The sequence below is a fragment of the Bradyrhizobium sp. SMVTL-02 genome (assembly GCF_051853005.1).
Classification (GTDB): Bacteria; Pseudomonadota; Alphaproteobacteria; order Rhizobiales; family Xanthobacteraceae; genus Bradyrhizobium.
The window spans coordinates 2190845-2215130 of record NZ_CP182469.1; the positions used below are offsets into that span (position 1 = coordinate 2190845).

Sequence of the window (24286 nt, forward strand, 5' to 3'; positions counted from 1 at the left end):
ACAATGATCCTTCACGCCATGCCGGGGATGGCCATGGCGTCGTGCATGTGTTTGCGGTGAAGATCGTTGCGTTGAGCACGGTCCCGCAGAGCGGAGCGCACGGGTCGATTGATCGACCTGTCGGCGTTGTACTCGACCTGATCACGATCGGTCAAATAGTCGGCTGGCGATAGCATCCTCGCCATCGTCGTCCTCTGCCGCAGAGGTTCCGAGCAACCCAGGCAGGGCGGGAGGTTTCCCAGCAGTGAAATCGAGGGGTCGGGTCGTCGTCGATATTTTTTTGCGAGTAGCCCCGTGCTGTTGGCTAAGCCAAAGACCTCGAATTTCTGAAAAGACGAATTATCGCCTCGGCGGCCCTTCGATGTACCCCCTGCCTTTCGGGAGGTTCATGCGCCTGCGCGAGGCCAGCCCATACGCCTCGGAAAACAGGCGTCACCCATTCATTCGGTTCATCGGTGCGAGCCGCCAAAAGACCGATTTAGCGACCGGCCTCCACGCCGGAACCTCCAATCACCGCGCTCCTAGCAGCGCTCCACCAAACCAAGGAAAACAAGAGTGTCAGACTCTATCAACATCCGCGCCACACTGATTGCGACCAACGAAATGTCTCCGGCGATCCGGCGGGTCATCGCAGATATCGAAAAGCTGAAGGCTGCCGCCAGGAATTTCAGCGCATCCTTCTCCAACGTCGGCCGCGCCGGTATGGCGTCGATGGACGGTTTCGACCGAACGATCAAAGCCACCGCAGCACAGATGCGAGGCCTCAGCAACGTCAGCAAGTCCAGCGCCCGAGACTACGTGGCTGATTGGGATCGGGCAACCAGCAAGCGCCTGGGTGACGCGCGGCGCATGTACCAGAGCCTTGAGAAGATGGAGGCCGGATATCAGCGCCAGCTTGAACGCCGCATGGCCGCAGAACGCCGTGCATCCCTCGCCAGTGCGTCATCTTCTAGAGGCGCTGGCCGACTGCCTGCGCCAAGCATCCGCAGCATGGCCATCGGTGCCGGCATTGCAGGCGCTGGCGTTGGCAGCGCCCTTAAAAAGCGGATGGAAGTTCAAGCCGCTGAAGTCCGGGCGCAGATGTTTGGCGATCTCACGGCGGCGGACGCTGCGTCCCTGCGAAAGGGCTTCGCTGACAAGGCCGGCATTAAGTTCGGCGTCGGCACCACCAAAGTTATCGACGTGGCGGTCGAGGGCCTTAAGGCCGGTATTGCCAAGGAAGTTGCCGGTGAATTTGCTGACCTTGCGCTGAAGGCACAGGCCGGTCTCGACGTTGACACTCAAGGCGTTGGCAAGTTGCTTGGCCGCCTCGCAACTCAAATGCCGTGGTCGAAAGACCGCTTCAGCAAAATCTTGAACGCGGTTGCCGTTTCGAACAACGCCACTGCGGCGGACGGAAACGAGATCATCGAGGCAATGCGGCGCAGTCTGTCGGCGCTTGCGACCACGAAGATGACGCCGGAGCAACTTGCAGCACTCGATGCTACCGGCATCAGCCTTGGTGTCCAGCCCTTCAAAATGGGCACGTTCGTTTCGTTCCTGACTTCTCAGATCGCCGGCGCAGGTTCCGCGCGTGGTCAGCAAGCGAATGACCTTTCATCTGCTGCTAACGCACTCGGATTTGGTGGTCGGCGCGCCATGGCGGAAGCCATGCGAGACCGACCGATGAAAGCAATTTCCCAAATCCTCGAGAACCTCGCGAAGATGCCGGAGGCGCTGAGAACCAAGATAGCCAAGCAAATCGGCGGCCGTGAGTGGATGGACGAATTGCTGACTCTCGTTCTCGGCCGCGACAAGCTGAAGGACGTTCTGAAGGACATCGAAGGCAAGCCCGGCTTTTTGGACAAGACGGCTCTGCAAAAAATCCGATCGATGCAGGGCAGATGGGCGTCCATCGCCGCTGCGTTCGGACTCGTCTCGGAAAAGGTCGGCGCTGGTTTCGAAAAATGGTTTGACCAGATTTCTGATGCACGGGAGAGATGAGCGGAGGGACCAACAACTTTGGTGTCGCTGGATCATCCAAGCAGTCTGGTTCGGCTGGTACCGGTTCGGCCGGCACTGGCGACGCCCTGTCCTGGACCGACAAGTTCATGGGCATGAACGAGTACACCGAGACCAAGGTGCTGGCAGCAACGCTCGGCGGGGACGTTCGAGGCAAGTCCAATGCCTGGTGCGCCCGGTTCGTCAACAAGGCTCTCGAGTCTGCTGGCGGGAAGGGCACCGGTAGCGCGGTCGCGAACAGCTTCCAGAGGTGGGGCTTGTCGGTCGATCCGTCGAAGGTCTCTCGTAACGACGTCCTGCTTCAGACGAAGGGTCTCGGCTACAACCAGCCTGGCGGACACGTCGGCCTCGCGACCGGCGAAACGCGGATGAACAACGGCAAGCTTCAGCTGAAGATGCGCGCCGGCAACGACAACGACTCGGTGCGCGAGCACTGGATCGATGCCGACAAGAACCTGATGGTGCGCAGGGGAAACCCCGCCGTGCCCGCTGGCATCACCAGCCAGGTGCCTCCTTCGAGCATGATCCAGAACGTGCCGCAGCCGTCCGCTATTCGCGGCGACGCGAGCATGGGATTGATGCGAGGTGGCGGCGGTCCGGTTGCGATCCACATCAATGGCAGCAGTCACGATCCGGAAGCTCTGGCTACGCTGGTGCAGCGCCGCGTCGACGAGTCGATGAACTGGCGCACGCACGACACCGCAAGCGAATACACATGAAGATAGGGGCGCGACACTGCGACTTAGGTCGCGCCCTTGCGCCAAAGTCGATTGTGCGGATTGGGAGAGCGCACGTGCGCACTTTGCTAGACTAAGGCGATCACCTCTTCAGGTGGTGATTCGGCCGAGTATGTACGGACGTGGAAGGATACGATCCACGACTTTGATCAGTGGAAAGCCAAAAAAGAGGGCACCGTGATCTGCCATGCAGTCGAGCCCGATGAATCTGAGGTCTTCTGGTTCGGGTTCGATGTGGACATCACGACGATGACATGGCGCCGAAGCGCTACGAACAACTGGAACGTTACAGGCCAAATGGACGTTTGCTTGAAGGGACGTATCGTGACCTGAGTTACTTCAAACGAGAGTGTGCCAAGCTCGCAGCTCAGTGGCGCAGATTGATCCGCTCCCTACCTCGGCTCTATCGGCGTGATCGATCGGATGCCTACGGTGAAATTACCTCCCGTGGGAATCCGTGTGCGTTCTTTCGCGAGATCGCATGCTGCTCTGTCGTAAGGAATAGGCCCAAGAGCATCTGTTATCCTGCCGATGCCGAGCTTTGGCGACTCGGCTCCCCAGTGAAGGTCTGTTCGGCTAACATCGACCAATCAATCCCGGTGATACGGCATCTTCGAATGTTTTTGAGGGCTACGTGAGAGCCCTAGGCTGAGTAAACTCGGGCGGACTCCGGAAGAATGCCCAGGGGTCTTGCATGAATTGCTTCAGCGCTTCATCACCGGTGCTTGGATCACAGAGAGGAGCAGCGGGACGGCGCTGAAAAATCATGTCGCGACGCACGTCCGAGGAGTTGGCTGACGTGCCGTGCGCTAGAAAAGAGTGCGCCACAATGATGTCGCCAGCGGCAAGTCGCGGTACAACGAGGCGGGCGCCAGGCAGAAGTCGGCGCATAGTTTGTAGCCTGACATTGCCCCAGTGCTGGCGCCTAAACGCGCGGGCGAACGCCTCATGCGAGCCCGGAAGGACATGAAATCCACCCACCGTGTCTGAGGCGACATCGGTCAGCGCGACTCCTAGCAAAATGTTGAAAACACCGAACTCCTTGCCGCCGTCGATATGGAAGTTCCGGCCGATTCCTCCCTTGGTCGTAAAACCTGGCATCGTCGAAGCGAGCTGAACGAAATCGACTGGTGGCGCGCTATCTAGAATCTCGGCGGCAAGCGGGTCGAGAGCAGTCGAAACGATTGCCATGAACTCATCGTCGCGGCAGCACCGCGCCTCACGCCAGAGTTCATCGCGCGTCCGCTCCCAGCCGCCGTTCGGGAAGATCTCGTTTAGACGCCTCCCTGCGGCTTGAGCAGCCTGAAGACGCCGATGATCTATCGCGCCGGAAACCACCGTGTAGCCCTGCCGGGTGAACTCCTGCCAATGCGACCTGTCGAACATGACCTCGGCATCGCCCCTTGCTAGCTGCTGACGCAAGTGAGACTTACTATAGCGAAGTCGACCAAACAAAAAAGCCCTCAGAAGCGGCGACGAGGTGAGGCATCAGACAAACCGATGTGTAATGACGAGGCACGATAACAAGGCACGGCTTACCTTGTTGGCACGTGGTCGCACAATAGCGCTAGTATAGAAGCGCAACAGCGAGCAAACGGGGAAGCGTTGCGACGCGAATTTGTAGTTCGCGGCCCGTCCGGGTTCGCGCGACCGACTCATTGGCGTAATACTCAATATCCTCAAAGCTAAGAAAAACAGCATCGACAGGATGTGTCGCCTTGTAGACCGCTTCCTTGACGCAAAACAATAATCGCAACGCCACGGGATCGCACATCAATTGGGCGCGCTCGCGCGGGGTCGCCACAATATCAGCAAGCGATGTATCAAGAGGCTCTGCAGGTTCGATGTCGATACCTACCGACCGAGCTACACCGCCCCGCGAAACGATTGCCACCGCAAAAAGCTGGTCGTGTGCCATGGAACCGATGAAGCCGGCAGGCCACTGCGGCCCCTGGCCCGGCTGCCGTGATAAATCAACGTCGGCGCCGCCCAACTGGTAGACGAGTTGTCGTGCAACGATGCGGGCTGCGCCGCTGGCCCGCCGGACACTCGGAATGGCGTGGCGTAAAGCGAATGCTTCACTTGGACGCAACGAATATTCGTCTCCGGGCGAGATTATCCTGCAACCGCTCTCCAATCCGACGTCGTGTGCGCCGCAGATTTGCCTAAGGCGCCCAATGATCTCATCTCGACAATGAGTTAAGTTGATTCCCAAAGCTCTTTATATCCTCTCGTATGAGCCCGTAGGATCGTTGGCAATGCCCTGTCGGAAGGAGCTTGCGCTTTCAGGTGTTTCGTGCGAATAATACAACCATCAATTAGCTGAAGGGAGTTTTTTCATGACGACAATGGAAAAGGCCGTTAAGCTATTTATGAAAGCGACCGAGAACGACTGGCGGACGGTTCAATCGACCGCACAGCAGGCTATTGCGCGTCACACTGCCAGCAACGTGGCTACGGCCGAAGCGAACGAGTTGATGAATGTGGCCCGCTCGATTCTTTTGAACGAGAATGGCGATCATCTCCGTCGTTCCGGCTTGGACTAGAGCGTTAGTTCATAATCTGTGCTCTTAACTCAGCGGCGAAGATGGCTGCGCTGACGTTGGGCCGTGCGCTCGGTTGGACCAATGAGATGGTTCATTGAGTGCGCGGCAGTCGGGTGCATTCTTATTCTGTCGTTGAGCATGCCAGCCGATTCCCTGGCAAGCCTTTGGGCTGACGAAGGCCTGTTATATGCGCGGTTAGTTGCGTCATTTTTGTTCTGTTTTAACGCGATTGATGGCGCCGTTTCTGTAGTGGGTATTCCAAAAGAAAACTCTAGTAACTTCCAGGCTGTTTCCCAGCAAGCGGCGTGCAGTGTATGTCAGTCGGTACGGAACGGCTTCATCCTTCTCAGCGCGAGTCGATTGACGCATTGCATGCGTTTCATGACGAGCTTCTTCCGGAAACCATAGCCAACGCACTCAAGACGACCTTCTTTCGCGAGCACTGGTCCGGCTACAACCTGGAGAATATTAGCCGCGCCACTCTCGCTGAACTGCCGACTGTCGGAAAGGAACATATCCGTTCGGCGGGTGAAGCAGCGCAGAACCGGGCGGGCGTGGTCTGTAACGATGTCTTTACGACGGGGACAACTGGAAATCCTCTGATCACAGTCCGGAGCGATCGCGAGCAAGAATTCATTCGTGACTTCTTTACACGACAATTGCGAGAGCGCCCGGCTCCGCGCTGTCTGCGCGGGTTGGAGTTCAAGAACCCGTATCACGGTCATCTCATCGGAGTTCCAGCCTCGATCCATTATCATCGCGTAAGCGTCTACGACGCGGGCAGTTTCGAGTATGGGAGGGCAACGCTTCTGCGATGTCACAATGACGAGAACGTGGAGCCTCGTTGTTCGGTATTGGCAGGCCTTGAGCGGTGCTTACGCGCGTTCACCCTCGACACGATGCAGAGGTTCCCGAATGGCTTCCCTCAGACTGCGTTGCGTCTCGTTGTATCCTACTCGCAATATCTTACCGCTGCTTGGCGCCGAAGACTTGAAGATACATGGGGTGCGCCGGTTGTCGATCGTTTTGGTATCAGCGAAGTGTTTGGCGGAGCCAGCCAGTGTCTGAATTGTGGGTGGTATCACTTCGAACCGTTTGTGGTCCCTGAAGTCATTGGTGCCCACAGTGGGCAGGTCCTTTCCACGGGCATGGGCCTTCTCGCCTTGACAGCTCTATATCCCTTCCAGGAGGCTCAGCCGCTCGTCAGATATCTGACGGGAGATCTCGTTGAGGTCACTCATGAGCTGTCCTGCCGTCCAGATACGACAGCAATCAAGCCCCTTGGGCGTGCGCGATACGGGGTACCCGAGCCCGACACGGATCGATGGCTCATCACTCCAGCGTCTGTCCTCGAGGCTGTAGACGAGGTCTCGGAAATAGCGCGTACGCCCAGGTTTGCCGGCGTTGGTCAAATCCAAGACCCCTATGCCATCGGGCACCCCAAGTACCGGACGCGCTGGAGCAAGGGGGCGTCAGGTTTGGGCGTAAAGGTTGAGCTGGCGCTTTCGAGCAATGTGTCAGACTCGCGTCGCTCGGAGGTGCTTTCAAATGTCTATTCCGATATCCTCAAGAGGAATCCGTCATTGGAAGAGGCGCTTCGAAGTCAGCGTGTTTCGTTTGTAGTGGGTGCGTGCGACGATCTCGAAGAGAGCGATCTTATAGCCCAGGCGCATTCTGGGGGCGTTTGGAGTGATGCATGAGGCAGGCAGGTGGTGTGCGATAGGCGGCAGTGAGACTGCTGTCGCAATGTTGAGGGGCGATTTGGTCGTACGTAAGATGGCTCATCGGAATGTTCGCGTTGCTGGGCGCTAAACGTTGCGCGCTGCCCTGATGGAAGTCGTTCCCTCCCGGAGAGGAAGAATGAGCAAAGTCAGAATACCTGAGTTTAGCCTGAAGGCACTGTCGATGCGGAGTGACTCGGGTGATCTTGCGCGGTGCGTGAGAGAGTTCGGCCTTTTCTATTTGACCGATTGCGATCTATCCGATGAAGACCATCGACCCGCGCGCGAAGCGGCAATGGCGCTCTTCAAGCAGAGTACCCCGGAGCAACGGCGGGAGCTCATGACGAAGAACAAGTCGATTCGTCGGGGGTATTCCGAGCTCGAGTCCGAAAGTACGGCAACTGTAACCAATACAGGGACCTATTCAGACTATTCCATGTGCTATTCAATGGGTGTTTCGGATAACCTCTTTCCTTCGAAGGCATTCGAGGAGATATGGTCGCGCTATTTCTCCCAGCTTTACCAGGTAGCGAGGGAGACGGCGCGCGCCGTCATTCGATCTCCGGGCACAAACAAGGACTACGATCTTGAAGATCTGCTGGATTGCGATCCAGTCCTACGATTTCGTTATTTTCCAGAAGTGCCGAGTCATCGTGTTGCCGAGCGACTGCCGCTGCGGATGGCCTCGCACTACGATCTTTCGATCGTCACGTTGATTCACCAGACCCCCTGCGCCAACGGTTTCGTGAGCCTCCAGGCTGACATTGGTGGCAGGTCCATCGAGCTTCCAACTGTGCCCGGCTCCATGCTGGTCATGTGTGGAGCCGTCGCGCGCATTGTCACGCAAGGCGCGGTACAAGCGCCACGCCACCATGTCGCTGCTCCGCCAGCGTGCATGCAAGCGGGAAGCGAGCGCACGTCGAGCGTCTTCTTCTTGCGCCCGAAGCCCTCATTTGCGTTCTCCGTCGCAAAAGCGCGACAATACGGCCTCGACGTGTCGCTTCCGATTGAGAACGCGACGTTCGCAGACTGGATTGGGGTCAACTATGTTGCGATGCATACAAGTGATCAACAACGCACGTCGCTCCAGGCGTGAGGAGATCATCGTGCTGACGTGATCATCGAGGCAGCATCTCACGGAGCGAAAATGGAGACGACACCGACGACCCTGTATTACTCGGCTCCGCTCGCTCCTGGCGGTCGGGAAGACAATTGGGAATGCGATGCCGCGACGCAGCCTCCGACGGTTTTGTGTAACTTCCGACTTAGTGTTGAAGTCAACGTGGGCGTTCTTGATCTGCGGACTGCCGATGATCAGCCGACACTCGATGGCTGGGGATTCGAAAAGCACTTGTTTCCCACTCGAGTGGATCAACGGGGGCTGATCGATCACGTTTCGCCCACGATAGAAGAATACCAGCACGAGATAGTGGGCGCGTTGAGGCGCCTCCTGAACGCTGACGACGTGGTGCTCTTTGACACCGTGGTGCGGCACAAGGACACGGAAGAGCCGGTCAAGATGATCGATAGCCCCTTTGTCGGCCCGTACATGCGAGTCCACGTTGATCAAAATCCGCGCAGTGCATGGGCGCGGCTCGGACACCACGGCGGCCCAAATCGAGTGTTTCGACGCTTTCAGATCCTCAATGCGTGGCGTCCTCTGCTCGAGCCGGTCAGAAACTACCCACTTGCGCTCTGTGATTATCGGTCCCTGGATCCTGAGGTCGATCTGGTAACTACACGCAGGGTCCTTCCGGAGTGGATGCACGAGCGCTGGGTCCAAGATCGCGAAGGCTATTCCCTTAAGCATCGCCCGGAACATCGTTGGTGTCATTGGAGCGCACTCACTCCGGATGAGACGATTGTTTTCAAATGCTACGACAGTGCGAGCAGCTCTCTCGCCCTGAAAGCCGATGGCGCAATACCGCCAGAGTTGGAAGGTGAACTGATCGAAGTGGCGGGCTTGTGTCCGCACTCCGCTTTCCTCGATCCATACGGTCCGACAAAGGGGCACCTTCGAAGTTCAATCGAGGTGCGCGCATTGGTTTTCTATGCCTGATTGCGAGGCCAGGCAGCTTCAGGGTTGTGAGGGCACTTGGCTCCAGATCTGACGACTTGGCTTGGATTTGAATATGTCTGAAGTGCTCGGGAGTTTAGATAGATCAGTCTCGTTGGCCAATCTCGATCAGCCAAGCCGAGGGTCCCCGCCTCCTGCAGTAAGTGACAGGTGGCGGCATCGTCTCGAAAGTCAGGGCAACTCTCGTTGTGATCTGGACGTGTTGCTCAAGGATAGTCAGCGGCACAGTTTTCCGCTGCGCGACCAGGGCATCTCCGAAGCCATGATAGCGCGGCACGCTCATCGCATTGAGGGTCGCGCCTACGGGGTCATCGATCTCTTTGTAAACGGGGGCGCTTCACGGACCGTTCGTGCACTCCTGCTTGTCGGTTTGCACGCCGCGTTGAGAGCTTACGGCGACGGCACGGTGACTGCAGTTGCTTGCGCGGAGGCGACACCGGGCGGATTGTGGCACGGGTTCCGCGTCTTGCCTTCGATGCTCGACCACGATGAGCAGGGGCGTCTCTCCTGCCTCGACGCCATCGAAGAGATCGAAGGTGACTTGGCGCGAGAAGGCTGCGCGGATCACGCCGGGCTATTGGGACGGGGCCTGTTCGATACAATTCTGATCGTGGCGGAGACAGCGAGCGAGTTACCAGATCTGCAGCAGTTTCCGTTGAGCGTCGTGGCCCGGGATTGCCCCTCCGAAGGGTGGCTCGAGCTCGTGGTTAACTATGCGCCCCAGGCCATCGAACGACGCGCAGTCGAGGGCTTCGCAGACGTTCTCCAGTCGTTTGTCCGCCAGTCCGTCTTAGATCCGACAAGATGCCTTGCCGACGTCGAACTGCTCAGTGATGCGCAAAGGCAGCAATTAGCGCAGTGGAATAATACTGACGGCGATTTCCCCGAAGGCAAACGGCTCGAGGAGCTTTTCGAGGAAGCTGTCCGGCGCTCGCCTGCAAAAGAGGCGCTGATCTACGGTGATAAGCGGTTTAGCTACAGTGAACTGAACGAACGCTGTGATCACTTCGCCGGATGGCTTCTCAGTCGGCTCGACAACCGGTCGAACGCGCTGATCGCGCTGTTTTTGGACAAATCCGAACTTACCGTTATATCCGAGCTGGGAATCTGGAAGGCCGGCGCTGGCTTTGTGCCGATGGACCCACAGTATCCGGCTGACAGAATAGGGTTCACGCTGCGCGATACGAAAGCGGTGCGTGTCCTGACCAACCGGCACCATGTAGGCAAGCTTCGTTCCCTGCTGCAGGGACAGGCCCTGCATCTGCCCATCGATGCGATCGAGGACGTTCTGGACGACGCCGCGGCGACGGAGCGGCCTCTCAGGACAGTTCCGGCAGATGCCGCCGGAGACATCGCTTATGTAGCCTATACCTCCGGCACGACGGGAGTGCCGAAGGGCGTCGCAAAACGCCATCGCAGTGTGGTGAACAGCATCACCGATCTGTCAACGCGGTACGGCATCGAGCATTCGGCAGAAGAGCGGATCGCGCTGTTCGCGGCTTATGTTTTCGAGCCGTTCGTGCGGCAGATGCTGATTGCCCTCATCAACTCGCATACGCTGGTCGTCGTCCCGGATGAGGTCAGGCTCGATCCGATTTGCCTGCCTCGATTCCTGCAGCAGAACCGGATAACCTATCTCAACGGGACGGGTTCTGTCCTCCAGCACTATGACTTGAGCTGCTGTTCCACGTTGCGAAAGATCCTGCTGGTCGGAGAGGAGCTGACGGCATCAGGCCTACGTGCATTGCGGAGAGGGTTTGCTGGCCACGTTATCAACGAATATTCGTTTACTGAAACGGCCTTCGTCACCGCTATAAAGGAATTTCCGGGAGAGGTTGCAGAACGCCGGGATCGCAGCATCGGTCGGCCGCTCCGCAATGTGAAATGCTATATCCTCACATCGGAGCGCAAGCAGGTGCCGCCCGGCGCGGTCGGGGAGCTGTTCGTCGGAGGAGAAGGCATCGCGCGCGGATATCTGAACCGCGATGATCTGACAGCGCAGAGCTTCTTCGAAAATCCGTACCGGACGGACGCGGAGAGACAACGCGGGGTGAACGACCTTATCTATCGCACCGGCGATTTGGCACGTTACCTGCCCGGCGGCGAGATCGAGTTTCTCGGCCGTCGTGACTTTCAGCTGAAATTGAACGGTGTTCGGATCGAGCCCGGCGAGATCGAAGCACGCGTGTTGGAATATTCAGGTATCCGCCAATGCGTCGTTGTGCCGCGCGAGAGCGGCGACGAGAGATATCTGGTTGCCTATTTCGTCGCGGAACCAGACCGCGAGGTTTCCGAAGCGGCGCTCCGCGCTCATCTCACTGCGCGCCTGATCAAGGCCATGGTGCCCAGGCGAATGATCAGGCTGCGGAGCTTCCCGACCAACATAAATGGCAAGATCGACCGGCGCGCGCTGCCGCCAGTAGACGATGACCGTAAGGATCGGGCGGAGGAGCTAGCCGAACCGATCGACAAAACCGCGCAAGTTCTGCGCACGATCTGGAGTGTCCTGCTCGGCGTACCCCAAGCACAATTGACTGACGATGATGACTTCTTTCTCCTTGGTGGTCAAAGCATCGCCTGCATCCGGCTCATTGCCAAGATATGGCAGCAGCTGCGCGTTCAGATCAACGTTCAACAGGTCTTTCGCCACAGCCAACTTGGAACCATGGCGGCGTACCTGCGGCAAGCGGGTCGAGAGGCGCCTCGCCCCAACCTCTTGCCATCGGATCCGGTCGCGACCGAACCGATGACGCTCCGTGCCAACGGCCTTCAACAAGGTCTCATGTACCATGCCCTGAAGAGCGGAGGTCTTGACGACGCCTATGTCGTACAATCAGTCTATCGATACCAGTCAGCTCTGAAGCCCGATTTGTTGAAACAGGCATGGCTGCATGCGCAGTCGAAATATCCCGGTCTGAGGTCGCGGTTCGAGTGGCGGGATGAGCCACTCCAGATCATCGACCCTTCTCAGCCTCTCAATTGGCGCTTCCTGGATCTGAGCGGACTTGCGGATTCGGCGAGCCAGGATGCGCGAATCAGGCAGCTGCAGCAGACCGACCGGTCCGAACCCTACCTGCTCACGAAAGGTTCCTTGTTCCGCGTTTACTTGGTTCGGCAGCGCGCCGACCTGTTCGCTCTGTTGTTCAGCTGCCACCACATCATCATAGATGGCTGGAGCCTTCAAATTCTTCACGACGAAGTGCATCGCATCTATCTTCAGCTCGTCAAAGGGGAGCAGCTAGCCCTATCGGTCGACACCGCATACGTCTCGGCCCAGCGGCATTGGGGAGCCCACCGTAAGGATCAACTGGAGTACTGGAATCGGCAGTTCGAGCGCGTCGTTGATCGCGGAGACCTTGGCGGCCTTCTCAGCTCTGCAAGTCGCTACAAGGTCAATCTGGTTGACTATGACAGGGTGCTCCAGCATCGCTGCAGAAAGCTCAAGCTGGACGGCCGACGCACACTCGCGCTGAAGCGCCAGTGTGTCGCGCACCAGGTGACACTGCATTCCGTGCTGCAATTTGTCTGGCATCGCACCCTCCACGCCTTCGGTGCCGCGCAGACCACCGTGGTCGGGACCATCGTCTCCGGGCGCGGGCTCCCGATTGACGAGATCGAGGCCTCCGTGGGGCTCTACATCAACACACTGCCTCTGATCGTCGATCACCAGGCGCTGGCGACGACCAGCGTCGCCGCGGCGGTCAGCGAAATTCAGCAACTCGTCAACGAGATGAACAGCCGGACCACCGTGGAGCTTGGCGAACTTCAGGACAGTCGGCTTAAGCACGGCATGTTCGATACCCTGCTGGTTCTCGAGAGCTATCCGAGACTCCTGACTGAGGCAGAGGCGAAACAGCACGACGATGTGCTTCGCTTTCAACACGAGTACGATTCGGACAAGGTCGACTACCCTATGGCAGTTGTCGCCCGGGAGGAAGCTGGCGAGCTGACAATCAGCCTATGGTTTGCGGGAGAACTCTTCGAAGACGACGCCATCGACAGGTTGCTAGGCACAGCCGAGGTTCTCTTTGATCAAATCGGGAGAGGATTTGCGACAGCCGTCTCGGACCTCGAATATCTGTCCGCTGCGGAACAGGCCAGTCTCGATGCATGGAACCATACGGAAGGCGCCTTTCCGAGACATCTCACGCTGCACGGCGTCTTCGAGGAGGTCGCGGCACGCTGGGCCGGTGAGCCCGCGGTGGCCTGCGGCGATGTTGCGTGGACCTACAGGGAGCTCAACGAGACCGCGAACCGCATCGCACACACCCTGTTCGCCACCGTACCGCTTCGTCCGGACGATCTCGTCGCTCTGGTCATGGACAAGAGTGAACGGATGGTCGCGACGATTCTGGCGGTTTGGAAGGCCGGCGCGGCCTATGTTCCGATCGATCCGGGCTCGCCCGACGCCCGCATATCATTCATGCTCGAGGACACCGACGCGCGGCTCGTGCTCGTCGACTCTCAATATGGCGACCGCCTCCGCGCGCTGGAGGGAGCCGCAGGCCGGATCGTGCTTGAAGTCGATCGGTTGGCGCTCGATGTCGCATCCGCGCTCAACCCGGAAACACTGGCATCGCCCACCAATCTTGCCTACGCCATCTACACCTCCGGAACCACCGGACAGCCCAAGGCCGTCCTCGTCGAACATCGCGGCGTCGTAAACCTCCACAGCTCGCTTGAGCGAATCTTTGACCTTGCGAGGCACAAGGGCCGGGAGTCGATCCTTTCGTTTTCAAATTATGTTTTCGACCACTTTGTCGAGCAGATGACGGACGCGCTGCTCAGCGGGCAGAAGCTCGTGGTTCTCGACGATACCATGCGGACTGATCCGGCGCGGCTCTATCGTTTCATGAACGATCAGCAGGTGACCTACCTGTCGGGTACGCCCTCGGTCTTGTCGCTTTATCAATATTCGACAATACCCTCCCTACGCCGTATCGACGCGATAGGCGAAGACTTTACGATACCCAAGTTCAACAAGATCCGCAGCACGTTCGAGGGACTGATAATCAATGGATACGGCCCGACCGAGATATCGATCACCAGCCACAAGAGGCTGTATGCCAACGACGAACCGCGTCGCGACAAGAGCATCGGCTACCCGGTCGCGAACGCTACCTGCTACGTGGTTAGCCGTGACGGGAAGCGCCTGCCGATCGGTGGCATTGGTGAGCTTCAAATAGGGGGCGAAGGTGTTGCGAGGGGCTATCTCAATCGCGAGTCTCTGACCAGAGACCGGTTCATTCCGAATCCGTTTCAGACGGACGAGCAACGATCGACGGGCGCCAACGCTCGCCTATACCGTACGGGCGATCTCGCCCGCTGGCTGCCGAACGGCGAACTTGAATTTCTCGGACGCAACGATACTCAGGTCAAGATCTCGGGTCACCGCGTGGAACTCGGCGAGATCGAAGCCGTGTTGTCGCACTTTCCGGGCGTGACACGGGCGGCGGTGGCCGCGCGCGACGATGCCGGCTCCGGCGAGAAGCATCTGGTCGCCTACTATGTGAGCGATGTCCCGATCGAGCGCGGGGCGATCGAGACATGGATGCGATCGAAACTGCCGCGGGCCATCGTCCCTACTTGGATTCAGCGCGTCGACGAAATGCCACTAACGATCAACGGCAAGCTTGACCTCCGGCGTTTGCCGGTCGTCGAACCAGCTGCTAAAGGCCGCGAACACTATGAGCCGCCCTCGGACGACCTCGAAGCACAACTATGCCTGATCTGGTCGCGCGTTCTGGCCGTGCCGTCCGAACGCATCGGCAAACATGACGATTTCTTCGGGCTCGGCGGTGACAGTCTACGGGCGATCATGCTGGCTCAATCCATTTCGACGGATTTTTCGCGCAAGATCGACATTGCCTCTGTGTTCGAGAACAGCTCAATTCACGCCCAAGCGGAGTACTTGAGGCAGCATGCAACGGTTCCCTGGAGAGCCGGCGAGAGCATAGACAACGTTGATGCGACGGAGGGTGGTGATCCGTTGGTCTCCTTCGCCCAGGAGCGGCTCCTCTTCATTGACGAGTTCGAAGGTGGTATGCCCGCGTACAACATCGCGATGGCATTGGAAGTTGCCCTCACGGGCACCACCTCGCCCCAATCGATCGTCGTGGCACTCAAGGCTCTGTTACAGAGACATTCCGCGCTCCGGACGCTGCTCCGAGGCGAGCGCAACGGTGTACGATTGCAACACGTCCTTTCCGCGAGCGAGGCGATTGAGAGGTTTTCGCTGACTTCAACAGTTGCGCGCAGCCCGGGAGAACTCGACGCGCTCATGGCTGGAGAGGCTGCGCATGTGTTCCGCCTGGAAACCGAGCTGCCCATTCGGGCCGGACTGTTCAAGCTGGCGGGAAGAGACGCAAGCATCTACGTCAGCATCGTTGCCCATCACACCTGCTTTGACGGAAGGTCCTGGCAGATATTTCGACGCGAGTTTTCGGTGCTCTGCGCCCAAGGAGACGCGGCCGAGATCGGCCAGCCGGCGCGATCCTATGTCGACTTCGCGCTGTGGCAGAGGCAGCGGCTGGTTGGGCAAAGGCTGGTCGAGCTGCGCCAATTCTGGCTCGCTACGTTGGCTGATCATGAGCCGCTCAATCTTCCCATGGATCGACCGCGGCCAGGCAAGTTGGACTACGCCGGTGGGCAACACACGTTCGATATCGATCCGGAGGTCACGCAGCGGCTCAGGGCGCTCGCCAGAGCCACGCGCGTGAGCTTCTACAGCCTGCTGTTAGGTGCCTTTGTCCTGGTGCTCAGAGTCTTTTCTGGGCAGAACGACATTGTTGTCGGAACCCCGTCCGCCAACCGGATCGATCCGGCGTTCGACAAGGTTATCGGGTTTTTTGCGAACCTCCTCGTGCTGCGGATACAGGTCGAGGGCGAGTCGAGCTTGGCGACCTATCTCCGGAAGGTCGCGGACGTCGTCGTCAGGGCGATGGCGCACCAGGAGCTGCCCTTTGAATTGCTCGTGCAAGCACTCAACACGGAGAAAGATCCCAGCCGTCATCCCGTTGTGCAGGCCGTCTTTGGACTGGTGACTGACGATCCCGAACCTCCAACGAGATCGGACCAGGCGTCCCTGCAAGCATACATGCCGCGGTCCGAGCGAAAGACATGGGCCAAATTCGATGTTTCGGCGACAGTGACCGAGTATGCCGGCGGCATGACTGTCGATCTTGAGTATGCTTCGTCTCTGTTCGAAGTGGAGACGATCGTAAGCGTTGCCGCCTCGTTCAACAGGATACTGGTCCAGCTTGCCGGCTATTCAGACGCGAAAGCGCAACTCGCGATCTCCGACCTTTGCTCTGGTGAACGACGGCCGGTTTCTTCGTCTTCGCAAATACAATTCGGTAGCCCCCGAACACTGCACGGCGTCTTCGAGGAGGTCGCGGCACGCTGGGCCGGTGAGCCCGCGGTGGCCTGCGGCGATGTTGCGTGGACCTACAGGGAGCTCAACGAGACCGCGAACCGCATCGCACACACCCTGTTCGCCACCGTACCGCTTCGTCCGGACGATCTCGTCGCTCTGGTCATGGACAAGAGTGAACGGATGGTCGCGACGATTCTGGCGGTTTGGAAGGCCGGCGCGGCCTATGTTCCGATCGATCCGGGCTCGCCCGACGCCCGCATATCATTCATGCTCGAGGACACCGACGCGCGGCTCGTGCTCGTCGACTCTCAATATGGCGACCGCCTCCGCGCGCTGGAGGGAGCCGCAGGCCGGATCGTGCTTGAAGTCGATCGGTTGGCGCTCGATGTCGCATCCGCGCTCAACCCGGAAACACTGGCATCGCCCACCAATCTTGCCTACGCCATCTACACCTCCGGAACCACCGGACAGCCCAAGGCCGTCCTCGTCGAACATCGCGGCGTCGCCATATTCGGTGATCAGATCGCATCGATGTATCAGGCGAGAAATCCATCCGCACAGGAGGCCGTGCTCCTGACTTCGAACTATGCGTTCGACTTCTCTATTGAGCAGTTGGCGCTTTCCATTCTGAGCGGCAACAGGTTGATCATTGTCGCGGCGTCGGTGTTCTCCGACACGTTCTATGACGAGGTCAATCGGCATCGGATCAGCTTCCTGAGCGGGACACCAACGCAGGTCGAGCAAATGGACCTGTCGCGCTTTCGATATTTGCGTCACGTGCTCGTCGCGGGCGAAGCGTTCCATCCGCAGCACTTCGACAAGATCAGGCGTGAGTATTCCGGCGTGCTGTTCAACGCTTACGGAACAACCGAAACGACGGTGTACAATCTCGTACGGGTCTTTCCGCCGGGCGAGCCGTATCGAAATGATCTCGGCCAGCCTCTCGCGAATGCGCGGGTTTGTATTCTCAACCGTGATCTGCGACCCGTGCCGCTAAGCGCTCTCGGGGAGCTGTGCATTGCTGGCCCATGCGTCGCCAGGGGGTATCACAACAGGCCTGAACTCTCACGAGAGCGGTTTCTGGCCAACATATTGCCGACCGAGGATGACCAGAATGCGCGCGCATACGAGGTGCTGTATCGTACCGGAGATCTGGTGCGGTGGCATCCAAATGGCGCCCTTGAGTATCTTGGGAGGAACGACTCACAAGTGAAGATCCGGGGCGTGCGGATCGAACTGAGCGAAGTAGCTGCCGTCCTGGCATCCTTTCCAGGCATCAGGCAAAGCGCCGTCATCGCGCGCGACGGCCGGCTAATTGGCTACTACGTGAGCGAGAATGACGACCCGCTTGACGAAAACGAGATCGTTGGCTTTTTGCAGAGTAGGTTGCTGCGCGGGATGGTGCCGGGCGCGCTTGTCCGGCTCGACGGAGCGCTTCCGCTGACGATCAACGGTAAGCTGGACAGCCGAGGCCTGCCTGACCCGGAGCCCGTCAACGCGAAGGCCTTGAGAGCGCGTCCACGCAATGGGACCGAAGCTCGTTTGCTCCGCTTGTGGACCGCGTTGCTGCCACACTCCGAGATCGGCATCGACGACGATTTCTTCCGTTGTGGCGGCGACAGTATTGCAGCACTTCAGTTGACCGCAAGAATGCAGCGCATGCTTGGACTCAAGCTGAGCGTCAAATCGCTCTTTGACTATCCAACGATCCGTGCCTATGCTCAAAATGCGCTTGGCGATGCAGCGACGGCGACCCCGAACGCCACGACGTCGGCACCGTCGACCGGTTCCTGTCCCTTGCTCCCGATCCAGCAATGGTTTTTTGCGAAGCCGCTTGCCTCCCATAGACATTGGAACCAGCATTTCGCCATCAAAACGCCCGCGCTTCACATCGAGCGGCTACAAACGGCTGTTGGCAAGCTCGTCGGCTATCATGACGCATTCCGCCTGCGTTTTCGTCGAGGCGACGAGGGGGCAATCGAGCAATTCTACACCGAGCTTGTCGCGGTCGCGCCGATAAAGGAAATGGATGTGCGCGGAATGTGCCGAGAGCAGATCGACTCCTGCCTCGCGGACAGCGACGGGGGTTTCGATCTGGAGCATGGCCCGCTCTATCGCACGGTCTACCTTCACGGTTTCGAGGACGGCTCCGCCCGAATCTGGCTCTCGGTGCATCACCTGATCGTGGACGTCGTCAGCTGGCACGTCCTGACACAAGATCTCGAGATCCTGTACAATGGCGGCTACCTGGGCCCGTCACGTACGAGCTATCGGCAATGGGCGGAGTCGGTGCGTGACTACGTCGGTTCAGCTGAAGAGCGCATCTATTGGGCGGAGATTGCGGCAAGGATCGAGGCTGCCCGGGCCACCGAACTTGGCTCGTCCGCCAGACCGTCCGCAGCAAACCACGGACGTTTCAGGCTGAGCGAGTCGCAGACCCATGAGCTGCTGGTCGTTTGTCCTGCCGCATTCGAGGTTTCGATCATCGATCTGCTGACGACGGTCCTGGGCTTGGCCTTGCGCGCCGTGACGGGCCGGGCGATCAATCAAATGACGGTTGAAGGACACGGGCGCGAAGCATTCGACGGCGCCCCGGACGTGAGCGATAGTGTGGGCTGGTTCACGACCATGTACCCGATCGAAATCGAGTCTCATAACGACATCGAACGCAGTATCGCAGCGGCGAAGGCGAGCAGGGCGCGGGCGCCCTATAACGGCATCGGATACGGGGCATTGCGCGGTCGGTATGGAAGTGCCGTAGCTCCCCTTCCGCCGGTCAGCCTCAATTATCTCGGCATCGTCGCAGACTGCCGTTACCCCAAAGAGGGGTGGCTATTGGATCCCGCCATGTGCGGGACCAGCCGCTCGACAGATGCGACCGACTCGCTGCTTGATGTCACCATCCAGTGCGTGGATGGCAGTTTGATTGTCGATATCGACAGTCGATCGCCCCTGGCAGTCACGCGCCGCCTCGCAGCGGAGTTCGAGCGGCAGCTCAAGCTCGTCGTATCGCGACAACGGCCCGGGCCTACCCTCTTTTCGCAGGTGGCGCGGATGCCGGCATCACCGATCGACGGATATGAACCCTACGTTCTCGCGAACGAAATGAAGCTGGGTCCAAGACTTTTCGTCCTGCCGCCGGGCGAGGGAGGCGCCGAGAGCTATCTGGGTAATCTTGGCAAGCACCTGGCCTCTACCAGCATGGTGCTGTTCAACAACGTTCACCGGGCTCGGCCCATGTCGTCCTTCGAGGCGCTTGCACGATACTACATCGATCAGATTCGGAGCATCCAGCGTGCCGGCCCCTATCATCTGTGCGGCTGGAGCTTTGGAGGGGTGCTAGCGGTCGAGATGGCGGTCCAGCTTACGCGCGCCGGAGAAAGCATCTCGAGCCTGATCCTGATCGATCCCTTCTTCGACGTGTCAAAGGCGCTGGCTGACCTCGACCTGCAGGGTGAAGCTCTTGGCCTCGATCCGATCTATCAACGCTATCGCCCGGCGTCGGAGGATCTGCAGCGCTTATGTCGACGCACGCAGGAGATTCTGTTGTTCAAGGCGACCCATCCTGACAGTCATCGCGATGACAGTCCGTGGAGTGCGCTGTTCGACTATTATGCTCGCTCGGACGCCAACAATCTTGACGTGTTGGTCGGGTCGGCCGCCTTTTCGACCGTCAAATTGCCTGGCCAAACCCACTTTTCGTGGGTCAACGATCGACACACTGTCAGTGCGATGGCGGATCGGATCGAGGCGGTACTGCGGCGGCCGGCGCATCGACCAGAACATGGCTATGTAGTTCCTTCACTATGACGGGAGATTGAATGTGGCCCTAGCTCTGAATCACCGCGATGCAGCCGCGACCGCACAAGAGCTGCCGACGCCCGTCATCGACATTGGTCCGCTGGCGGGTGACGACCTGGATGCCAAGATGCGGGTTGCACAACAGATCGATTTGGCCTGCCGGGGCTCCGGTTTCTTCTACGCGGCCAATCACGGCATTAATCTTGCCGAGCTCGAGAGGGTGACCGGCGGCTTCCATCGCGCGCTATCCGAGCAGGAGAAGTTCCGTCTGGCCATTCACGCCTACAATCCAGCTAGCCCACGGTCCCGGAGCGGCTACTACATGTCGATCGAGGGAAAGAAGGCGAACGAGTCGTTCTGCTACCTGACGCCGTCATTCACCAACTTCCATCCGCGGATCCGGGCGGCGACGCCATTGCATGAGGTCAACGTCTGGCCCGAGGACAATGAAGGGCACGGATGGAAAAATTTCTACGAACAATACTATCGCGACGTCTTCGGGCTTTCCGCTCGGCTACTTCGAGGCTTCGCGCTTGCCCTGGGCAGGCGAGAGAACTTCTTCGATGCTTACTTCCGCTTCGAAGACACGCTGTCCGCGGTTTCGCTGATTCGGTACCCTCATCTCGACAACTATCCACCGGTCAAAATCGGCGCCGACGGCACCAAGCTGAGCTTCGAGCAGCATCAGGACGTGTCGTTGATCACGGTTCTGTATCAGACGCCTGTCCCCAATCTTCAAGCGTTCACGCCGGAGGGATATCGCAACGTTCCGACCTCGGCTGATGCATTCCTGGTCAATTGTGGGACCTACATGTCCTACATTACCAACGACTATTACCCGGCTCCAGCCCACCGGGTAGCTTATATCAATGCTGAACGACTTTCGATCCCGTTCTTCGTGAACCTCGGGTACGACGACGCGATCGAACCCTTTTCGCCCAACGAGACCGAGCGACGCAACACGAAGGCGATAACCTATGGGAGCTATCTGGGGACGGGACTTCGCAACCTGATTGTCTCGAACGGTCAGACTTGATGCGACCGGCAACGGAGCCGGCATCGTCCGGGTGCGGCGCGACGGAAGGCAGTGCATCACGGCAGGAGTGCGGGTTGACTCCCTCCGCTGACTGGGCCGATGTCCGCGCTCGGATGATGATTGATCCGCGCACGGCATATCTTAATAGCGCTGCTTTCGGGCCGCTGCCGCGCGAGGTCTTAAGCCGTGTGACAGCGCTCCGCCGTTACCTCGCTGAGGACCCTGCAGATTTTCAATTGCGCCGCGTGCCCTCGCTCTTGTGGGAGGCGCGCGAGCGTCTGGCCGGCTTCATTGGGGGCGATCCCAATCGTTTGCTGCTGACGACGAACGCAACGACTGCGATTAATCTCGTCGCATCCTCGCTGGCACTCGAGGCGCCCGGCGAAATCCTGATGACAGACCAGGAATATGAAACCATGAGGTGGTGCTGGGAACGCAGCGCGCGCAGATTGGGGTTGACAGTCAGGACCGTCACTCTGCCCGAGCTACCCGAAAGCGCAGAAGAAGTCTTTGAGGCCGTACACTCCGCAATAGGACCGCAGACACGGCTGCTTTTCATCAGTCATATCTTGTCGGCAACCGGACTCGTCATGCCGGCTCGTAGCTTGTGCATTGCGGCTCGGGAGCGCGGCATCGTTACGGTGGTCGATGGCGCACAGGCCCCCGGCCTGATCGATCTGAAGCTTGAGGATATGAACTGCGACTTCTACGCCGGGAGCTGTCATAAATGGCTGCTTGGCCCCATGGGCACCGGGTTTCTGTATTTTGGCTCCAGCAAGATGGTGGGGCTCGAACCATTGCAAGTCAGTTGGGGCTATCGTGGCGATTTGGCCGCTGCGCCGTTGCACCAGCGTGACCGATTTGGCAGCACACCCGCCCTGCGCAGGCTTGAGTGCGAGGGTACACGCGACCTCTGCCCCTGGTTAGCGCTGCCATCTGCAATCGATTTCCATGCCGCCCTCGGAATGTGCAACATTGAGGCTCGACGGCACGAGCTTACCTGTCGAGTCCGCGATCGGCTTTGCGGAGAGCTCGGCTTTGGGCCCGCTACTCCCGCCAGCCGCTCACTAAGTGGTGCCATAGTGTCGTTTCGAATGCCCGACGGGACAGATGCGCCTGCACTGCGACAGGCTCTTTTCGAAGGCTTCGCAATCGAAACCTCTTTGATTGAGCGTTCGCACGACCTGATTCTCCGGGTGTCCACGCACTTCTTCAACAACCAAGCCGATATTGATCGGTTGACGGACGCGCTCCGAGACTTGTTGGGCCATGTTCAAGGTATTTGAGTCGATCGAATTGGGCCGTAAACGTCAGTAACGTCCAAAAACTGTGCGGAAGTGATCGTGATCGTCATGAGTACCGATCAGGACGGGATCGCCTTGAACAAATAAAGTGGCAGCGATCTGCGGATAAGTAGTGCCGCCGGACAGGCTTGAACTGGTGTAGCAATCCCGCTTATTATTGATTTTATTATTTTTTTTGGTCTAGTGAGTCCACCGTGAAGAATGCAGATCCACCTGACAGATAGACAGAATTTGTCTCGGTAAAGTATTCGATTTTGCAGGAAAGCTGGGTGTTGTACCTGGCTTTCTTGCGTTTTGGGATTTTGCTCTTGAGCGATTCGTGATTCCCTGACGGCGTCGTCGACATTGGGGAATGCGATGAGCAAACCGCGGGATGATCGCCAGAAAGACCTGCTGCTTCCGGCGCTGGATCAGATCATCGACATGGGTCATCCGCTGGTTCGGTTGGCGGCGCTGATCGACTGGAAGTTTCTGGATGAGCGCTTTGGTTCGGTGTGCCAGGCGGGGTCGGGGCAGCCTGGCCTGCCGACGCGGCTTGTCGCCGGCCTGTTCATTCTGAAGCACATGCACAACCTGTCGGATGAGGTGCTGTGCGCCCGCTGGATCGAGAATCCCTACTACCAATACTTCTGCGGCGAATTGAGCTTCTGCCACCGGCTGCCGTTCGATCGATCGTCGATGACACGCTGGCGTCATCGGCTCGGGGAGGAGCAACTCGTCGCGCTAATTCAGGAAAGTCTGTCGGTGGCGCACAAGACTGGCGCGATCGGCGCCAAGGACCTGGAGCGGGTGGTGGTCGATACCACAGTGCAGCCCAAGGCAGTTGCGCATCCGACCGATGCACGGCTGATGCATCGGGCCATCATCAAGCTCGTCGGGCTCGCCAAGCGCAACCGTGTGCCGCTGCGCCAGAGCTATCTGCGCCTGGCCAAGCGCGCCGCCATCATGGTCGGCCGCTATACCCACGCCCACCAGTTCAAACGCGCCCGGCGCCAGCTCAAGTTTCTGCGGACACGGCTTGGCCGGATCATCCGCGACATCCGCCGCAAGATTGATGGCGATTCGGTGCTGGAAGCGCGGTTCGGCCCGCTGCTCGGTTTAGCGCAGCAGGTGCGCAGCCAGGATCAGCATCAGCGCGGTCCGAAGGTCTATGCGTTACATGCCCCTGAGGTCGAGTGCATCGGCAAGGGGAAAGCCCGCGCGCCTTACGAGTTCGGGTGCAAGGTCAGTATTGCCACCCCTGTGACGTCTCCGAAGGGCGGGCAGTTCGTGCTCCATGCCAAGGCGCTGCATGGCAATCCCTTCGACGGGCACACGCTCGGCCCTGTGATCACCGATATGGAGAAGCTCACCGGCGTGGAGGCCCGCCGCATCCACGTCGACAAAGGGTACCGCGGCCACAACCACCCGCATCGGTTCAGGGTCTGGATCTCGGGTCAGGTCCGCCGCGTTACGGCTACCATCCGGCGCGAGATGAAACGTCGCGCGGCTGTCGAGCCTGTCATCGGCCACGTCAAGGCCGAGCACCGCATGGACCGCAACTATCTCAAAGGCCGCGCTGGTGACCGCATCAACGCTGTTCTCGCCGCAGCCGGATACAACTTCGGACTGCTGCTGCGATGGCTCGCAGGACTCTTACGTGCCATCATCCTGGCGCTTGCCCCGGCCCAAAAGATCGCTTGAAACGC

At 59.0% G+C, this 24286-nt stretch carries 13 protein-coding genes; 10 read left to right on the top strand and 3 right to left on the bottom strand.

Features of this window, described 5'->3' with window-relative positions:
- Positions 1-11: 11 nt before the first annotated feature.
- Entirely contained in the window at positions 12-176 is a 165-nt protein-coding gene (locus ACNJYB_RS10205; protein ID WP_439373832.1) for a hypothetical protein, read from the bottom strand.
- A gap of 379 nt (positions 177-555) precedes the next feature.
- Between ACNJYB_RS10205 and ACNJYB_RS10210 the strand changes: the two genes are divergently transcribed.
- Positions 556-1983: a phage tail tape measure protein gene (locus tag ACNJYB_RS10210; RefSeq protein WP_439373833.1), complete on the top strand. Its 1428-nt coding sequence runs from the start codon at positions 556-558 to the stop codon at positions 1981-1983.
- Positions 1980-2720, top strand: coding sequence for a hypothetical protein (locus tag ACNJYB_RS10215; protein WP_439373834.1), 741 nt, complete (start codon positions 1980-1982; stop codon positions 2718-2720). Before ACNJYB_RS10210 ends, ACNJYB_RS10215 begins: the two co-directional genes overlap by 4 nt.
- 648 nt (positions 2721-3368) lie before the next feature.
- On the opposite strand, the gene ACNJYB_RS10220 is transcribed toward ACNJYB_RS10215, so the two are convergent.
- Positions 3369-4124, bottom strand: coding sequence for a phytanoyl-CoA dioxygenase family protein (locus ACNJYB_RS10220; protein WP_439373835.1), 756 nt, complete (start codon positions 4122-4124; stop codon positions 3369-3371).
- Between the two features lie 181 nt (positions 4125-4305).
- Positions 4306-4830, bottom strand: coding sequence for a 4'-phosphopantetheinyl transferase family protein (locus ACNJYB_RS10225; protein WP_439373836.1), 525 nt, complete (start codon positions 4828-4830; stop codon positions 4306-4308).
- A 247-nt stretch (positions 4831-5077) separates the two neighbouring features.
- Between ACNJYB_RS10225 and ACNJYB_RS10230 the strand changes: the two genes are divergently transcribed.
- From ACNJYB_RS10230 to ACNJYB_RS10265, 8 genes are all read left to right on the top strand, one after another.
- On the top strand, positions 5078-5284 hold the full coding sequence (locus ACNJYB_RS10230; RefSeq protein WP_439373837.1) for a hypothetical protein: 207 nt from the start codon (positions 5078-5080) through the stop codon (positions 5282-5284).
- Between the two features lie 314 nt (positions 5285-5598).
- A complete protein-coding gene (locus ACNJYB_RS10235) occupies positions 5599-6984 on the top strand; it encodes a hypothetical protein (RefSeq protein ID WP_439373838.1) in 1386 nt (461 codons plus the stop codon).
- A 160-nt stretch (positions 6985-7144) separates the two neighbouring features.
- On the top strand, positions 7145-8101 hold the full coding sequence (locus ACNJYB_RS10240) for a 2OG-Fe(II) oxygenase family protein (protein WP_439373839.1): 957 nt from the start codon (positions 7145-7147) through the stop codon (positions 8099-8101).
- 51 nt (positions 8102-8152) lie between these two features.
- Positions 8153-9064, top strand: a complete 912-nt coding sequence (locus ACNJYB_RS10245; protein WP_439373840.1) for a CmcJ/NvfI family oxidoreductase — start codon at positions 8153-8155, stop codon at positions 9062-9064.
- Positions 9065-9281: 217 nt separating this feature from the next.
- Positions 9282-20267 carry an amino acid adenylation domain-containing protein gene (locus tag ACNJYB_RS10250; RefSeq protein ID WP_439373841.1) on the top strand — a complete coding sequence of 3662 codons (10986 nt, stop codon included), beginning with the start codon at positions 9282-9284 and terminating at the stop codon, positions 20265-20267.
- 13 nt (positions 20268-20280) lie between these two features.
- Positions 20281-21294, top strand: coding sequence for a 2OG-Fe(II) oxygenase family protein (locus ACNJYB_RS10255; protein WP_439373842.1), 1014 nt, complete (start codon positions 20281-20283; stop codon positions 21292-21294).
- A gap of 113 nt (positions 21295-21407) precedes the next feature.
- Positions 21408-22580 carry an aminotransferase class V-fold PLP-dependent enzyme gene (locus tag ACNJYB_RS10260; protein WP_439373843.1) on the top strand — a complete coding sequence of 391 codons (1173 nt, stop codon included), beginning with the start codon at positions 21408-21410 and terminating at the stop codon, positions 22578-22580.
- Between the two features lie 375 nt (positions 22581-22955).
- On the top strand, positions 22956-24281 hold the full coding sequence (locus tag ACNJYB_RS10265; RefSeq protein WP_439371789.1) for an IS5 family transposase: 1326 nt from the start codon (positions 22956-22958) through the stop codon (positions 24279-24281).
- Positions 24282-24286: the final 5 nt, after the last annotated feature.

Bases quoted from the DNA above. Each gene is read 5' to 3' on its own strand.
- ACNJYB_RS10265 (WP_439371789.1), top strand. From the start codon at position 22,956: ATGAGCAAACCGCGGGATGATCGCCAGAAAGACCTGCTGCTTCCGGCG.
- ACNJYB_RS10260 (WP_439373843.1), top strand. From the start codon at position 21,408: ATGATGATTGATCCGCGCACGGCATATCTTAATAGCGCTGCTTTCGGG.
- ACNJYB_RS10205 (WP_439373832.1), bottom strand. From the start codon at position 176: ATGCTATCGCCAGCCGACTATTTGACCGATCGTGATCAGGTCGAGTAC.
- ACNJYB_RS10215 (WP_439373834.1), top strand. From the start codon at position 1,980: ATGAGCGGAGGGACCAACAACTTTGGTGTCGCTGGATCATCCAAGCAG.
- ACNJYB_RS10240 (WP_439373839.1), top strand. From the start codon at position 7,145: ATGAGCAAAGTCAGAATACCTGAGTTTAGCCTGAAGGCACTGTCGATG.
- ACNJYB_RS10220 (WP_439373835.1), bottom strand. From the start codon at position 4,124: ATGTTCGACAGGTCGCATTGGCAGGAGTTCACCCGGCAGGGCTACACG.
- ACNJYB_RS10245 (WP_439373840.1), top strand. From the start codon at position 8,153: ATGGAGACGACACCGACGACCCTGTATTACTCGGCTCCGCTCGCTCCT.
- ACNJYB_RS10235 (WP_439373838.1), top strand. From the start codon at position 5,599: ATGTCAGTCGGTACGGAACGGCTTCATCCTTCTCAGCGCGAGTCGATT.
- ACNJYB_RS10230 (WP_439373837.1), top strand. From the start codon at position 5,078: ATGACGACAATGGAAAAGGCCGTTAAGCTATTTATGAAAGCGACCGAG.